Source organism: Vibrio sp. 10N.286.49.C3 (genome assembly GCF_041469545.1).
GTDB lineage: Bacteria > Pseudomonadota > Gammaproteobacteria > Enterobacterales > Vibrionaceae > Vibrio > Vibrio tasmaniensis_A.
Map to the genome: position 1 here is coordinate 57340 of NZ_JBFRKT010000032.1, position 17173 is coordinate 74512.

The 17173-nt window shown below is 42.3% G+C and carries 11 protein-coding genes; 7 read left to right on the top strand and 4 right to left on the bottom strand.

Annotated features, from left to right (window positions below; all coding sequences use genetic code 11):
- Window positions 1-150 precede the first annotated feature (150 nt).
- Entirely contained in the window at window positions 151-792 is a 642-nt protein-coding gene (locus tag AB4180_RS14805) for an outer membrane beta-barrel protein (protein WP_029223784.1), read from the top strand.
- A 122-nt stretch (window positions 793-914) separates the two neighbouring features.
- Here the strand turns inward: AB4180_RS14805 and AB4180_RS14810 are convergent, their stop codons facing one another.
- Window positions 915-2105 carry an amino acid aminotransferase gene (locus AB4180_RS14810; RefSeq protein WP_017102666.1) on the bottom strand — a complete coding sequence of 397 codons (1191 nt, stop codon included), beginning with the start codon at window positions 2103-2105 and terminating at the stop codon, window positions 915-917.
- Between the two features lie 261 nt (window positions 2106-2366).
- Here AB4180_RS14810 and AB4180_RS14815 point away from each other — a divergent pair, with 261 nt between their 5' ends.
- Window positions 2367-5507 (top strand): Ig-like domain-containing protein, encoded by a 3141-nt coding sequence (locus tag AB4180_RS14815; RefSeq protein WP_102249850.1) that lies wholly within the window; start codon window positions 2367-2369, stop codon window positions 5505-5507.
- A gap of 198 nt (window positions 5508-5705) precedes the next feature.
- Window positions 5706-8861: an Ig-like domain-containing protein gene (locus tag AB4180_RS14820; protein WP_102249851.1), complete on the top strand. Its 3156-nt coding sequence runs from the start codon at window positions 5706-5708 to the stop codon at window positions 8859-8861.
- A 222-nt stretch (window positions 8862-9083) separates the two neighbouring features.
- Here the strand turns inward: AB4180_RS14820 and AB4180_RS14825 are convergent, their stop codons facing one another.
- Window positions 9084-10610, bottom strand: a complete 1527-nt coding sequence (locus AB4180_RS14825; RefSeq protein ID WP_102249852.1) for an HD-GYP domain-containing protein — start codon at window positions 10608-10610, stop codon at window positions 9084-9086.
- A gap of 298 nt (window positions 10611-10908) precedes the next feature.
- The gene (locus AB4180_RS14830; RefSeq protein ID WP_009847048.1) at window positions 10909-11208 is read right to left on the bottom strand and encodes a hypothetical protein; all 300 of its coding nucleotides are present in this window, start codon (window positions 11206-11208) and stop codon (window positions 10909-10911) included.
- Between the two features lie 220 nt (window positions 11209-11428).
- Here AB4180_RS14830 and AB4180_RS14835 point away from each other — a divergent pair, with 220 nt between their 5' ends.
- The 4 genes from AB4180_RS14835 to AB4180_RS14850 all read left to right on the top strand — a co-directional run bounded on the left by AB4180_RS14835 (window position 11429) and on the right by AB4180_RS14850 (window position 15426).
- Window positions 11429-12832, top strand: coding sequence for a PLP-dependent aminotransferase family protein (locus tag AB4180_RS14835; RefSeq protein ID WP_017096732.1), 1404 nt, complete (start codon window positions 11429-11431; stop codon window positions 12830-12832).
- Window positions 12833-12959: 127 nt separating this feature from the next.
- Window positions 12960-13166 carry a hypothetical protein gene (locus AB4180_RS14840; protein ID WP_004734707.1) on the top strand — a complete coding sequence of 69 codons (207 nt, stop codon included), beginning with the start codon at window positions 12960-12962 and terminating at the stop codon, window positions 13164-13166.
- A gap of 420 nt (window positions 13167-13586) precedes the next feature.
- Complete coding sequence (locus AB4180_RS14845; RefSeq protein WP_041472836.1) at window positions 13587-14264, top strand: hypothetical protein; 678 nt, start codon at window positions 13587-13589, stop codon at window positions 14262-14264.
- Window position 14265: 1 nt separating this feature from the next.
- Entirely contained in the window at window positions 14266-15426 is a 1161-nt protein-coding gene (locus AB4180_RS14850; protein ID WP_009847045.1) for a serine protease, read from the top strand.
- 93 nt (window positions 15427-15519) lie between these two features.
- Here the strand turns inward: AB4180_RS14850 and AB4180_RS14855 are convergent, their stop codons facing one another.
- On the bottom strand, window positions 15520-16896 hold the full coding sequence (locus tag AB4180_RS14855) for a hypothetical protein (protein ID WP_102249853.1): 1377 nt from the start codon (window positions 16894-16896) through the stop codon (window positions 15520-15522).
- Window positions 16897-17173: the final 277 nt, after the last annotated feature.

Genomic DNA, 17173 nt, shown 5'->3' on the forward strand with positions numbered 1-17173 from the left:
AATGATCATCCATTGGTTTGTATGATTTCATGGTACAACATTTGATAATATTTTGCCGTCACAAATCAATCTGTGAGCTAAAACCTTTTTAAAGTCTTAGGGATAGACTAATCTTTCAAATAATAGGGTGACAGTTAAAGGATGATAGGAATGCCGAAGTGGAAACTTAGTTTAGTGTCTGCAATTTTTATGTTTTCTTCAAGTTCGTGGGCCGAAACTCACAGTGTGGATATTCTTGATTATGACCATATATACGCCACCGCTCATTCGGGAAGTTTGAATGAAGATGCAGGCAGCAATAACAATGCATCATCCTATGGATTAGGTATTAGCTATGCGATAACGGATGATTGGCTATTGTTGGGTGACTACAGTGCTCGTTTCATTCACCCAGATGAATCAACAACTCGAATGGATACCCTTATGCCGGGCATTGGGTACCGTTACAGTATTAAGCGAGATCTAGATATAGTGGCTTACTACCTGCTTGGTATTACTAAGGGGGAAGTCGAAGATAATGGAACTAACATTACTCGCTCGTCTGACACGGAGTTTATCCAAGGAATAAAAGCGGAACTCAACTATGGCTTTGCGAAACGTTGGATAGCGAACGGCAGTGTACAAGTGAATCGCAGTGACTTGTTTGACGAGGAAGTCTACCACCTAGGTTTACGCTATTTAGTGACCAACAAATTTGCGATTGGTGGCTCTTACCAACACAGAAATGGCGAAGGTAAGATTCGTAGTGAACGCACTAACGAGCTAGGTGTAGAGTTCTTCCTAGAGTATTAGTTAGCGATATATAGACTAAGCGTCTTAAAAACTGACATATAAAGGAGGCAGACACAAAAAAGCCAGCTTAATAGCTGGCTTTTGCATATCTATTGGTCTGCAAGTGCAGGTTTCTTTTTCGATTAAAGAACCGCAGCGATGCCTTTACATAGAGGACCCATATTTGACTTCGTCATGCCCGCTACGCTGATACGGCCAGAGCCGACAATGTAGATTGCGAATTCGTCTTTCAGGCGAGTTACTTGCTCTTTGCTTAAACCAGAGAAAGAGAACATGCCGTTTTGGCGCTCGATGAATGTGAAGTCTGCATCAACACCTTCAGATTTCAGTGTCGTTACGAATAGCTCGCGCATCTCTTGGATACGGTCACGCATTTCTGCTACTTCTGCTTCCCATTCTGCACGTAGATCAGCATCACCAAGGATGTGAGTAACGACAGCACTGCCGTGCGCTGGTGGGTTAGAGTAGATAGAGCGGATGATGCTCTTAACTTGAGAGAACGCTGTTGTTGCTACGTCTGCAGATTCTGCAACCAATGTGAATGCACCAACACGCTCGTTGTACAAACCGAAGTTCTTAGAGAACGAGCTAGCAACAAGAATCTCTTTGTTGTATTGAGCAAAAATGCGCAGGCCAGCTGCATCTTCTTCAACACCTTTAGCAAAACCTTGGTAGGCAAAATCGAATAGAGGAAGCAGTTTCTTCTCAGCAACTAGCTTAGCAAGTACTTCCCACTCTTCAGTTGTTGGGTCGATGCCTGTTGGGTTATGACAGCAGCCGTGAAGAAGAACGATGTCGCCTTCAGAAGCTTTCTCTAGGTCAGCAACCATGCCTGCGAAGTCTTTGTCTTTGGTTTCAGCGTTGTAGTAGCTGTATTGAGCTGTTTCGATACCGGCAGCAGCGAAAACGCCGTTGTGGTTAGCCCAAGTTGGGTTACTGATCCAGATTTTCACGTCACCCAGTTGGCGCTTGATGAATTCACCCGCTACGCGAAGTGCACCTGTACCACCTGGAGCTTGTGCTGTTTTAGCGCGTTGAGACGTTACGATCTCTGCATCTGAACCGAAAAGCAGTTTCTGAACCGCTAGACCGTATTCAGCGGTACCTTCAATCGTTAGGTAAGATTTGGTTTTTTCGTTTTCAAGAAGTGCAGCTTCTGCTTTCTTTACTGTTTTAAGTACTGGCGTTTGACCTTCTTCATTTTTGTAGATGCCAACACCAAGGTTAATTTTCTCTTCACGAGAGTCTTTTTTAAATTCTTCAGTAAGGCCGAGAATAGGATCGGCGGGAGCTGCTAACACTTTTTCAAACATAATCTTCATCCATGTCAATTGAGAGGGAGGTAATAATAACTCCGGTATTTATACCTTTCATACAAGGTTGTTACAACTCAAAACCTAGAATTTATTAAAACGATTTATAACCAACAGCTTCGAAAATTTGATTTATGGAATTTTTCGGCATTTCCATTTGAAATGACTGTGCGTCGATGCGGTTTTGTTTAACGTAATTCATTGCTAACAATGTTGTTTTTGTTCATGTTTAGGGCGGTAAACATGAAGGAACTCTTTAGAATGAAGAAAACACTGAGTCTGTTTTTCGTGGCTTTAGCAGTGGTCACTGCTGGGGGCTGTAAAGATAGCAAAAATGAAGGCCATAAACCTATGGTCTATAAGCCAACGAAAGCATCACCGTCAGAGCTTTCTGTTGAAATTATTGTTAATGGAAAAAAGCGTACGTTAGAGCTGAATCGTTACTCTATTCGTGAGCCCGATATGAAAGTATATCTATGGGATCATCGTATTAACGGGAATGCCCCTTCGAGTACTATTAAAACTCCGGACATTCGTGTTTACCGAGGCGTTGATACGAGTGATGAGAATACTCAAGTTATAGCGGCTCTTACCACTAAAAATAAATTATATGTAACTGCTTTTCGTGGTAGCCACCGAGTTTGGTCGATCAAGGATGCAGCGGTAACTGGTGGTAAATCAGCGGGTACTATCCAACCGCTGAAGTCTAGCTTTTCTTCTGTGTCTCGACAAAACAGTATATTAGATGCGGTTCAGAAGTCGATTAAGCCAATAGACAAAAATCCGGATAACCCAGTTTCGGGTCTAGACAATATCTTACCAACAAATATGTCAGACATTAAACTGAGTAAGATAAATGCATTTGTTCAAATTAGTTACCAGACTTTTAAAGAGCAAGCTGACGGTAACTTTGATGATGCTATGGTTTTAGCTGATTACTACATAAACTTAGTGGACTATGTGTATAGTCGTGATGCGTTAATTCGATTCTCTATGCAAGATGTTCTTATTGAAACATGGGGGCATTTAAGGAGTCACTACAATAACTGTATAAAGAGTAGCAGTCACGATAGATGTAAAGACTGGGGTTACCAAAATGAGAATACCTCAATTAAAAACGCAACACGACGTTGGGTGGATGCCCAAAGAAAAACGCGCCATTGGGATGTTCGACATCGCATGATTGATTTGGTAGGCAGTGGGGTTGTTGGTGTGAACTGGGGATCTTATGTTCGCTCGATGGGTCAATTGATTCAAGCGGATGGTGTTGTTTTACACGAAACCTCACACTATTTAGGTACGGGGCACCATACTGGTGGCGAGGAAGAAACCTCACAAGGTGGTGAAGCGCACGTGGGAGATATTGGTTTTGTCGGTTACAAAAACCGTGTAGCCAGACGAGCGATTGTTGGCCCTGCTGATTACCCGTTACCCCCATCGGCTAAAATTGATCACTTTGGTGTGTTGCGTGATACAGCGAAAACATTAGATGTGTTGAAAAATGACTTTGATGCAAATGGTGATTCGATATCGATAAATAAAGTGGACTCGCTTACCGTTCAAGGCGGTCAAGTTAAGATCGTCGGAGATAAACTGGTCTATACCCCACCGAAAGGGTTTGTGGGAGAAGATTCGTTCTTTTATCAAATCACTGACTCAACTAAGCATCATGGAAAACAATTGTATGATCGTGAAGAGGTTCATTTAAGAGTAACAAGCCCTGGTTTGTACGCTAGATTCGGATTTGAAAGCGCGATTGAAGATTTTTGGATTCCTAATGAACAGACCGGACTAGCAAGTCAGCTTCATGTTAGTCGTGATTGGCGTTCAGGGAAGGATGTTTGGGTTGATTACTCACAATCAGTGACTAACGATTCCTATGGAAAGACATTAACGCTGGGTGCTCATGAAGCGGTAAGGTCAATCAAAAGCAAATACGATGTACCTGAGTCGTTTAAATATAATACTCATTACGGTCATGCATTTGATCTCGGTGATGATAGCTTCACGGTTTCATTGAAAGTTGGAACTAGACTTCCTCATGACATTAATTTGGTTAACCGTGGAATGGAGAGAGAAGGCTACCACTTACGACTACTGAAAGATGGAAAACTAAAGTGGTACATGAAGTCTCGTCAATACGCTATGCATATAGGCGGTACTGATTACCGCATTGTAACAATGACGACGGAGTCACCTTTACCTGCTGATAGCGCATGGCATGCAATTGCTGTGCGAGTTGACCGAACAACGAATCAAGCAAGCTTATGGGTTGATGGGGTTAAACAGTCGCTTGTCGATGAAGCGCAAAATGAGGTTAATCTTCCTAAAGGTTATGCTGGTTTATGGGGCGGAGGTAGCCGAAGAGCGTCAAGTATCAGTCAAGGTTTGACTATCGGGCAAGCATGGTGGGATACGGACGAAGTACACAAGCAGGAGTTACAAAAAAGCCAGAGCCGCTATTTGCGTATCGATAACGTAGAGTTGAGGTCATTTGCACTTACAGATGATCAGATATCAAAATTGACCAACAACAATTATGTGTATCCTTATACACCGCGTCCATATAATGGTGAAGGCATTGCTTTCTCAGGAAGCAAAACACTGAGCTGGAAATTGTCTAAGTCATCGGCTTACAAGTTAATGATTAGCCGTGATGGAAAGTCTTGGTCTACTGAAAAAATTGGTAATGGTAGTTCGGGTTCACATACTGTCGCGCTCAATGCCTCCGATGAGGCGCTTTATTGGCGTGTCGACGTGAACGGTTCTGTCGGCGAAGTGTGGTCGGTTCGAAATAATCTAGTTAATGGTCGTCAAGAAGTCGCATTCAGTCACTCTGAAATTAGTAACGGTGCCGCAATACCTGATTGTGAAGTCAAATCAGGTGTAACCTGCTTATTTGGTTGGCCAGCAACGCAAAATGGTTATAACGACTTATATGGTAATACTTGGACAATTGACAACGGCGGGACTACTAACTGGGAAGGCCATATATATCTTGGTGGTAAACAAAAAACGTTGAGCTTACAAGTTGATACTCCAACCGGTGAGTGGTCTGGTGTTCGTTTTCGAGCAGCTGCGGCGGGCAAAGGTTGGACCGGTGCGGACGATTACCCTTCAGGTACACTGAAGCTGTATGCAAATGGGAAGGAAGTATGGAAAGCTTATAATATCGGTGATGAGGTTTGGACTAAAGCAGGTACAGAGTGGGCGTCACTGCCTTCTATCGGTACTTACTCAGTAAGTGTACCTCGTAAAGTGAAATCTGATATGTATGGCGTTCACTTTATTGATCTCCCTGCAAATGTCACACAGCTCAAATGGGAATATGAAAGCTCACGCTTAGATAGCAAAGGAATGACCCCCGGAGCCGTTATAGGAGGTGTACAACTAATAAGGTAGTACTTTTCTTTTAAACTTTAATAGCCCAGCGTATTTGTACGCTGGGCTTTTTTATTTACGTAGTTAAATCATGCTCCCTTTTGAAAGACAGTCCTTTAATAGGCTGTACGTTGGCGTTGTTTTGTTCAACGTAATTCATTGCTATTACTATGGTTTTTATTCATCTTTAGACTGGTCGATATAAGGGAACCACATAGAATGAAGAAAATACTGAGTCTATGTTTTGTGGTACTAGCGGTAGTCATGGCTGGTGGGTGCAAAGATAGCAAAAACGAAGGCCATAAACCTATGGTCTACAACCCTACGAAAGCTTCCCCCCCGGATCTCTCAGTGGCGATTACGGTTAATGATAAAAAGCGTACGTTAGAGCTCCATCGTTACTCGATCAGAGAGCCCGATATGAAAGTATATCTTTGGGATCACCGTATTAATGGGAATGCACCATCCAGTACTATTAATACGCCAGCGATTCGTGTTTATCGTGGTGTTGATACCAGTGATGAGAATACGCAAGTTATTGCCGCACTGACCAGTAAAAATAAACTCTATGTGACAGCGTTCCGTGGTAGTCAAAGAGTATGGACAATTGAAAAAGCGGACATCATAAGCGGTCTTTCCGCTAAGAAGCTAACAGCAACAGCTCAAAACTTAGCTTCGGTTACGCCGCAGTCTGCAATTTTAGACAACATGCAAAAAGCAATTAAAACCGTAGATGAGCACCCAAGTGCACCAACATCGGGTTTAGATAACTTAATTGCTAAAGACAAAACGCAAGTTCAGCTGCACAAAGTAAAAGTGGCAGTTCATGTCTCTTACCAAGCGTTTGTTCAAGAAGCGGATAGCAACTTGGATGATGCGATGGTGCTCGTCGACTACTACATTAACTTGGTTGATTATGTTTTGAGTCGAGATGCTTTGTTACGTTTCTCTGTCAATGATGTGTTGATAGAAACTTGGGGCTATCTGGACGACCATTACCAAACTTGTAAAAAAAGTGCTTCTCATGACGCTTGTAAGGCGTGGGGTTACCAACATGAGAATGAACCTATTCGAGTTGCTGCTATAAAATGGTGGGATGAGCAAAGAAAAACGCGAGGTTGGGATCTCAAACATAGAATGCTGTGGCTGAAAGGCAACTGGATTCTAGGCGTAAACTTCGGAAGTATTGTTCGCTCTCCTGGTGACATCATCGGTGCAGACGGCGTTGTATTACATGAAACCGCACACTACTTAGGCACAGGCCATAGTACCTCGGCTGAAGGTGAAGGTATTCAAGGTGGCGCTGCTCATGTTGATGACATCAACTTTACACGTTATAAAAATAACCGTTTGAGAAGAAATTTGGTTGGGCTTGCCGACTACCCTTTGCCTCCATCGGCTAAAATCGACCATTTCAGCGTAAAACGAGACAGCACGACTGGCTTAGATGTGCTCAAAAATGACTTTGACGCGAATGGCGACACTATTTCTATCCATAAGGTTGATAAATATTCAGCACAGGGTGCAGAACTTAAAATCGCCAATGGAAAAGTAACTTATAAAGCCCCAAAAGGTTTTATTGGTGAAGATGAGTTCCACTACATCATTACTGATGGCAAGAAACTTTTCGACCGAGATGTCGTACATGTAAAAGTGACATCGCCTGACTTATATGCTCGCTTTGATTTTGAGCAGGCTCCTATCGATGACTTATGGGTAGTAAACGCTCAAACAGGCTTGTCTGAACAGCTAGCAGCCGCTAAAAATTCAAGCAAACAGTCGATTTCTGAGGTTTGGGTCAACCAAGGTTATGATAATTCAAAGACGCTTAAACTAGGCGCTTATGAATCTGTAAAATCTAACTTGTTAGAAAATGATGTTCAGGAGTCTTTAAAGTATAAATTCCATTATGGGCATGATTTTGACTTTGCTGAAGACGATTTCACACTCTCACTGAAAGTGAAGCCTAATGTAAAACTAGAACATCCAATTGATTTGGTTAGCAAAGGTATTTGGAGTGACGGTTTCCACCTAAAGTTAACCAAAGAGGGAGCTATTGAGTGGTTTATGATTTCACGCCAACTAGCAACTTATGCTGGTGGAAGTGACTTAAGAAAGGTATCTGTTACAACCAAAGAGGCACTTAACCTAAGTCAGTGGAATACCGTTGCTGTACGTGTTGACCGTAATACCCAAAAAGTTTCTATTTGGCTTAATGGTAAGCAAGCGACACTAGTTGACGCTTACAACAATAAAGCTGAAGTTGACGATATTAAACTTACTGACGGCTATGCCGGTGTTTGGGGGGCGGGTAGCCGTTTAGATGCAGGAACAAGTCAAGGGTTGATTATTGCCAAGCCTTGGATGGACGCAGGTAAAGACGCAACGGCCAACCTAGAATCTGAGCAAATAGCCGGTAATTTCTTAGTTGATAACATTGAGATGCGCTCTTTTGCTTTGTCTGATGGTGAGATGAAAGATCTAGCGAATGACAACCTGAAGTATGCACATACACCACGCCCATATAATGGACAGTCACTTCCATTTAATGGTAATCAGACGTTTACATGGAAATTATCTAAATCTAGTGCTTACAAAGTGTATACCAGTACAGATAATAGCACTTGGTTAGAAGTTCAATCAGGTGCTAGTTCTGCTGTTTCAGGTTCACACACTGTCAATCTAGACCCAGCAAGCGATGTTTTATATTGGCGCGTTGATGTTGATGGTAAAAAGGGGAGCGTATGGTCTGTTCGTAACGCACTAAAAGCGGGCGTGCAGAATGTTTCCTTCAGTTACGCTGAAGAAAATGCCGGCGCTAAGTACCCAGCGTGTAAAGTAAGTAAGAGTGAACCTTGCTTGTTTGGTTGGGGCAATAGCAATAGAACTGACCAATTTAAGAACACTTGGACGCAAAACCCAGCAGGTGCCACTAACTGGGAGGGGCATATTTACTTGGGGGGGGATGAGAAAAAGTCAGAGGTTTCTGTTACGGCTCAAAGTGGCAAAGATTGGAAAACAGTCCGCTTTAGAACTGCTGTTATTGGAAAAGGGTGGACTGGTGCTCAGGACCTTCCAAAAGGTACGCTTAAGTTATTAGCAAATGGTACGGAAATCTGGAAGGCTTATAGTATCGGAGACAATATCTCTGATGGAACTTTAAGCAAATCTGGTAATCATTGGTCTAGCCTACCATCTATTGGTACCAACCGAGTGAGTGTACCGAGAAAAACAAAAGTGGGCGGCTACAGTGTTCACCGCGTTGATTTACCAGCCGATACAACAACGCTCAAGTGGGTCTATGAAGTAGAAAAACTTGACAGCAAAGGAAAAAACCCGGGCGTGGCTCTTGGTGGTGTACAGCTACTAAGATAGTGTTTCTTCTAAACTAAAAAAACCAGCATATATATGCTGGTTTTTTTATAGAATCTTATTCAGTCACTCTTCCTGTTTCGTTTAACTTAATACTCGAATGAAGCTGACTCAAAAAATCACTCTGCGGCCTAACCTATATAACTATTGTAGCCTGTATAACACCCCATAACTGACTGTAACCTGTATAGTCGGAGCCTGTATAGTTAGTGGTTTTCGAAAAGACTAAGCAGGTTGAGCAACAAAGCTTTCTCGTTCAAGTTCACTTTGCATGTTTTTTCCATCCTTGTAGGTCGCGGCAATTGAAACGAACTCTTGTTCGACGGCCAGAAAAGCTTGGACAACTTGCGGGTCAAAATGGGTCCCATTGCCCTCCAAGATAATCTGTTTCGCTTGCTCATGAGTAAAGGCTGGCTTGTAGACTCGCTTCGATATTAATGCGTCATAAACATCGGCCAATGCCATTAAGCGACCGGATAATGGGATCTCTTCACCAGACAACTGATTTGGATAACCGCTGCCATTCCATTTCTCGTGGTGAGTGAGAGAAATCTCTTTCGCGACTCTTAAGAAAGAACTGCTTCCCAATTGCTTTTCTGCAATAGATAACGCTTCGGCGCCAATAGCAGGGTGACCTTTCATTATCTCAAACTCTTCATCCGTCAGTTTGCCCGGTTTTAGCAGCACACTGTCAGGTACTCCAACCTTACCTACATCATGCAGTGGGGCAGATTTATAAAGCAGCTCGATATAGTTGGGTGTTAATAAGGTCGCGTGAGCTTCAGATTTGCTGAGCTCCAGTGCGAGTACCTTTACGTATTCTTGAGTTCGTAAAATATGGGCGCCAGTTTCATTGTCTCGAGATTCAGCTAGTGCAGATAAGCTAACAATCGCGACGTCACGTGTGGTTTTTACTTCGTCTTGAGCGTTTTCGAGGCTATCAAGCATGGTATTGGTCATAGATGCTATTGACCCAAGCTCGTTGTAGCTAAATATAGGTAAGCGAACGCCTGGCTCACCATTAGTTACTTTACTTAATGCGTGCTCTTGGCTTAGAAGAATACGTTTAATCAGCTGGCTCCATAGAGTCATGATGGTTATCGCGTATCCACCTAGTACAACCGCCAAATAAATGAACTCTTTGATCACGCTGATCTTGCCCGTACCATCTAGCAAACGGCCGGGGTTGTGTTCTAGCCAGAAGATGTCTTTGACGGCCACCATAGTCAGCATGGTGGTCAGTGTTACCAGAAGCACGATGACCAAACCAATCATTTGTTTAACCAGTGAACTTCTTTCACCTATCAGGTGGAAGTCAAATTGCCCAGTCATCTCCATTTCATCTATTTGGCTAAGCTTCGCTTTCAGTTGAAGAATGGTACCGGTAAAGAAACCAAATAGGCTCATGCCGAACAGCACTTTCAAGTTACTGTCTATCGTGAAGTCGTAGCTTAGGTTGTAGTAGAGCGCGAAAGGAATACTCGCGGCAAAGAACAACATAGTATCGAGTTGTGCAAATCGACCTTGTTTGACTAAGGTGTGTTGCGATAGCAAATAATGACGCGCTAGCCACAATAAGATAAAGACACTACTGACTTGGGTGAAAATTTCTAACGTCGTTAAGCTTTCGAGCATCGGGCATACCCGACTGCCGTAGGTGCCAAATAGCACGCCAGCGATGACGTATAATTGAGTCGTTAGCGATTGATTGTAATTTGAAGTATCCATCGATAAGCCTTTGTTCATTTTCATCTTAAGGTCTCGCAACTATTCCTAAGTTTACGAATACGTATTTTGTGTATTAATTCACGAGGTTGGTAGGTATGTATGGCTAGTATAGCGAGTGTGAATAAGGTCGGGGATTCTATCGATAGCTTTTGTTGAATGATACAAAAAATTGGTTTGTGTTAGATAATTGTTAGCTAGATGGGTGTTATTACGGCAGTTTTTATGAAGACACTTGAATAGTCCCGGTTGAAATACGAGACTATTCAGTCGATATATTTGAGTAAAGTCGAGAGTGATTGACGACTACTTACCTCTAATCAAATTACTTTTTCAGATTGATTTCAGATTCAATTGAGTTGGTTTCAATGTCTGGGTGAGATGCTAGTTTGTCTGATGCCCATTGGTTTAGGTGTTTCAGAATAGCAGACACCGCGTGTTTCTCAGTTGGTGCTTGGTCTTGATCGACGTCGATCTCCTGCTTTGGATGTGAGCCTGTTGCATCTTCAGCGATATGGAGCCAGTCTGGGTGCCAGTAATATGGCTGGCCACTCGGTGTTGTCCAACTATGAACACCGTTTGACTCTCCTTTATAACTTAACTGGTCTGCTTCTATTTTTTTCATTTTTATCTCGCATGTTTTTTGGATTACATCAAATTATAGAGGCGTAGAACGAACTTGGCTCTCGCCTTGGTTACAAACTTAGCAAAGCATACAAAGTTATCTGTGAACCAATTCACACTATTATAGAAATTAGGCTCAATCATATGGATAGCAGCAATAGTTGTTAACGTTAGTGATAAAATCTCAGGCTTATTAGAATTTCTCTAGGTAGTACAATTAGATGGCGCGTTATGAAGAGCTTGCAAAGGATATTCGAACTCAGATAGCGAACAACACGTGGCGTTCAGGAGAAAAGATCCCTTCCGTCCGCATGAGTTGTCGCAATTACAGCGTCAGCAATAGTACTGTCTTACAAGCCTACCAATTGTTAGAAAGCGAAGGGTGGATCATCGCTAAGCCTCAGTCGGGCTACTTTGTTGCACCACGTGTGGACGGCGTTGATTATGAACTGCCGTTAGTACACAAAAAGAAAGCCATCAATGATCGCTTATTCGACTTTTTGAAATCGAGTTCGGCAGAGGGGGTTATTCCTTTTGGATCAGCATTCCCAGATCCTGACCTTTTTCCTTTGCCTACCTTGACTCGAAACCTCGCCAGTGCGGGAAGGAAGATGACAGGTGCTAGTGTGATCAATAATCTGCCACCGGGCAGTGAGTCCCTAAGAAGACAAATCGCTCAACGTTACCTGCAGCAAGGTATTACCGTCAACCATCAAGATATCGTGATTACTTCTGGTGCGATGGAAGCGCTTAACTTGAGCCTTCAAACTGTAACCAAGCCCGGTGACTACGTTGTGATTGAATCTCCCGCTTTCTATGGTGCTCTGCAAGCTGTCGAGAGGTTAGGACTCAACCCTATCGAAGTGGATGTTTGTCCAATCAATGGATTGAATATTGAGCAGTTTGAAAGCGCACTACAAAACCAGGATGTGAAAGCGTGTTGGCTGATGACGACGTTTCAAAACCCGACAGGGACAAGTTTGTCTGAAGATGCGAAGCGCCGAGTGGTTGAGGTTGCTGAACAATACAAGACTTATATTATCGAAGATGATGTTTACGGCGACCTATATTTCGAAGGGCATAAACCTAAACCGCTAAAAGCATTTGATAAAACAGACTCAGTGTTGCTATGCGGCTCTTACTCTAAGAGTTTATGTCCTGGCTATCGTGTTGGTTGGGTGGTGAGTTCGCGTTTTAATGATGCGATTCAAAAACTTCAGCTTCTTTCTACGCTGTCGAGTAGTGCTCCTGTGCAGCTTGGCGTCGCGCACTTCTTGACACACGAAAGCTACGACAATCACCTTCGTAAATTGCGTAAAAATCTTCTAATGAGAAAAAAGCGATTTATAGAGGTCATTAAGCAATATTTCCCACATTCCATCGAGATAGAAGACCCTGCTGGTGGTTACTTCGTGTGGGTACGGTTCTCTCCTCACTTCGATAGCCAACAATTCCATCAACTCGCAATTGCTCAGGGGATCAGCGTCGCTTCAGGCGATCTGTTTAGTGAGCAGGGCAGAGTAGATAACGCGATCAGATTGAACTTCTCTTATGAACTCACAGCAGAGAAAGAGCAAGCGCTGCTCTTACTTGGTAAACTTGCGCATCAACTTACGCACTCGTAAAACCGTAAGTCACTCATAAAAAAGACAATGATTCCAACTGTACGGACTGATTCCGATGCAACTGTACGCCTTCTTGACCAACGAGTTGTGATTCAATATCGATAGACCAAATATTGGAGATACCGTTATGTTGAAAATGACTATGGGTAACGAAGTTAAGTTGATTATCGTTGCTATTGTGTGTGCACTTCTGTTAATCCTCGGCCACGTACTACTGGCAAAAGCATTCGCTGATATGGCATGGGCAGAATACACGACTGCCGCCATCCCATTCGTTATGATGGCAATCTGCGGTCTCGCGATAAAATACGCTATCGACCAAGATGTCGACTAAGTTTTTGAGTACACAAAAATGATCTTTCAGAGCCCCTCCATGATTTGGTGGGGCTTTTTCGTTGTATACATGAAACGAACTTGCATAGGTATCGCTGTTATCGTCGTGAAATAAAAATTCTTAATGACATACAATTACTATCCATACCTATTGTAAGCATATGTAAGGAGCGTCGAGTCACTACTTGGAAAGTAAATCACCTTTAGTCAAAAGCTTGGCAAACGCCATTTATCATCATTAACTATTGGTATGGTTGGGTTTATAGTTATTCGTGCCAACTATCAGTCGGTGAGGTTTGAATCGTGATGAACAAAGCCCTTACAGCACCTTACATTTTCAACTTATCTTTAGCCTACAATTACTTGGAACTAATACAGAGGCGGAAATATGAGATTAAAATGTGCAAAACTGAACTTCTGCATGTTGGCATTGCTAACAACTAATGCAGCGGCCAGTGAGATTGACGTCGATTTAAATAAATTAAGTAATGTTTCAGAAATTGGTACAGATACTTTGTCGATCGCTAGTGAGTTCATCGGTTATGAACTTAATGATGGCAAGTATCGTTACGCAAGAGACGTTGACTTGAACGGTTTAGATTGGGTTTTCTTGTATGGAGAGCATCAAAGAAAAGATAAACCCAATAGTGCTTTAATTGGTGACGTAAACGTTATTGGTGAATTACGACAAGTTTCTAATTCAGAGACCAAAAACGCAATTGGTAACCGTTATTACTGGCAGGGTGGTGATTCTACAGATTACAACCAAGAGCTAGCTTTTTCTGGTTTACTTGTCGGCACTAGTGGTTTCTCTTTTGACGTTCAGCCAGGTAAAGGCGGGCGATTTTCTGTAGAGCTTTATACACACAATTGGCTCTCTTCTGCTGATGTAACCGCATGTGTTAAAAAGCAATGTATCACTATTAAAAATGATATCTCCTTTCACATGACCAGTGTCAAAAATACGATAGTTTTCGAATCCCAATCTCCTGATGATATCGTCGAAATCACTTATACACGTCAACATAGACAGTTCGACTTTGAAGCTAGACAGGGTTACCACGCTATTGAAGCTATCCAATTGATAGAGGCTCAGTAACATGAAAAAAATTATTTTGGCATCAGCGATCGTTGCTACTTTTTCAGCGCAGGCGGGCATAGGCAAGATGGATCGCTCGGTTACTCAACACAAAGCGTTTGCCTTACAAACTCAATTTGATTTTGCTTGCCACATGAATGCAGGGTCGGCCACTTTAATCGACCCGTATTGGGTTATCACAGCAAATCATGTGTCAGGTTCAAAAAGTGAAGGATATGAAAATGCGGTAACTTGTTCTTCTTATGAAAAAGATAAGAATGGTAAGTACAATGTTGTTCATACGTCACGTGCGACTACTGACCCTGATGGTGAGTGGGGGGAGTATGAATTTACCGATGGTATTTACGACTTCGCTTTGGTGCGCTTAGATACGCCAATCACCGGTATCAAGCCGGCGAAGTTGCCCGAGAAAGGGATGTTTGATCATTCAGAAGTCTATGAAGTAAATAGCGTTGGCTTTGGCAACTATAACGGACGTAATGGCGGCAAAAAGTTTGTTAAGTACAACGACACAGACAAAAAATGGTTAGCTGAGTACAAATATGACCCAGTGATCATGCCTCAAAGTAACTTGCAGTGGTTAATTATCCATGGGGATTCAGGCTCTGGTATCACGATTGAGAGAGATGGTGAGTTTTATATTATTGGGGAGATAGGGCTTCAATATTATGGTGAGCTTGGTTGGCAAGATACCTTCGATGATGTTTTGGGAAGATTGGATTCATTACAAAGTGACATGCAAGAGCATGGTTTTAGCTATACGAAACCTGTAAATCTTGCTGATGTAAAATGGACACCGACGACCCAGAATGACATTGAAGATCTTCACGCGTTTTACAGCTACTGGAAAGCGGGAAGTATGGACTTCAATGCGACTTACTGGACGGCGGATGGTGGTATTTATAACACCGCTTATGCGATAGAAGGGGAAAAGTACACTTTTGAAACAGTGATACCTGTAAATTCTAAAGCGCCTGCATTTGATGTGTTTGTTAATGGTCGTCAGGTCGCTCATAACATTAAAGCGGACAAAGAAAGTCTGTTTTTGAAAGTGAATGCATTTGAACAGAAAGGCGATCAGTTAGTCATTGAATTTAAGCCTCTTCAAAGTACAGGTGAAAAAATTATGCTCGATCACTTTTTGGTGCGCAAGGCTGACTAATTTAGTCTGGACAGCTTAAATGAAACTTAAGCAGAATAAATAAAGATGAAGCCCTACAGTGTTAAGTAGGGCTTCTTTTTGCAATGTGTAAAATTACTTAGTAATTAGCGTACTTTGCTTAGCATTGAATTCAAAGTTCGAAGTCTTAGTAATGGAGTTCTTTACTGAGGGAGTTCCACCAATTAAGGGTGTTTTTGTCGTTCGCTTGTAATTCACCAATTGTACCACGTCACCTTGAAGGCGGCTTTCTGTACAGTTTGCAATCGTTACTAAGTGACCTGATGAATTCGCTGCGCTATCCATTTTGCAATGGTTTATTTTATTTGTTGAAGAGGCTTTGGTTAGAGAAAACTCTTCACTTCCTACGGTAACTTTGACATCACTTCTATTTAATACGACTTGAACACTTGTTGTTGTGTCTTCGACGCCATAGTCTTGTATCGTCAAGCCAGTTTCAATTAAAGGTTTAGCTTGGATCTTATACTTACTATTGGAGCTGTAAGATGAATGAATTACATCTTTGTTTGAGTTATAGATCGTCGCAGGTTTGTCTGACGTGGCTGCGAAGACGTAAGATTTCGTTACGGGGTCGAGTTTCCCATTGAGCTTTATGTAAGTGATTAACTCGTCTCTATTTGATACATTGAAATGCTTAAATAGAAGTGTGGAGACATGGTCGAGCACATAGACACTGCTTCTCACGTGGTTTTCAACGGCTACAGCTTTCAGGCTATCGCTCACAACGTCCAGCAGGTTGTTGTTCAAAAGGCTGTTTTTAGGAGTGTAATTTGCTCTAAGGTCTTTTGAAATATTTGTCATTACAGATGCTAAGCCATACTTAGATACTTCAGCAGGAGTCATATAATGCATTCCTTGAGCCGGAGCAGCTTTCAGTGTAAACCAGTAGAAGCCGCTCGGATCTGGTAATCCCATCTTTTTATAATAATCAATGTAGGGTTTATGCTCACTATGACCAACAGGCAATGAAGCCCCTTGTAAAGACCCTTGTGCCCATGAGTGAACGCCTAATCGAGCACCTGGTTCAATCGTTCTTTTCACACCCGCAGCGAAAAGGTCAGTTCCCCCCGAAGCGACATGTCCAATAGAGCTAATGTACGTGTCTAATTTTTTCGCTCTTACTTTGTACGCTAGTTGAATGTTGGCATCATCATTCATAGAGCCACCCATATCGATGAAGTTCAGCGTTTTTGTATTCGGGTGAGCTTTCATCATATCGTCAAATGCTTTGGGGCTACCACTACATGCAACGCCATTGACACTCGCTATTGTACCCTTAATCTTGAAGGTTAAGGCTGTATCCCCTTGTAAGGGTTGCGAACATTTAGAGATAAATACCACTGGCTTTTGCGTTGGCTTAACTGTTGGTTTTTTCGCGGGAGTCGATGAGCCTCCTCCGCCACATCCAGTTAAAGTGATTAGTAGAGCTGCAGATAAAATGCTTGTTTTCATTGGGGTCCCTAAAAATTTATATTCACAAATTAATTAGTAAGAAGAATAATTTATACAGGACATCAATACTGTATGACTTTGTCAGGTGTTCATTACATAAAATTACAGTGCTTAACTATATGATTTTGATTTGTTGATTTGTTATCTTCACGTCTAACCGCTTTTGAATCGAGAATACGCAGGAGAATTTGTGGGTGGGGAAGGGAGGTTGTGGGTAACGGAAATAATCTCGGGGAATAAAAAAACCTCCGTATATACGGTAATGCCGATCAGTTAA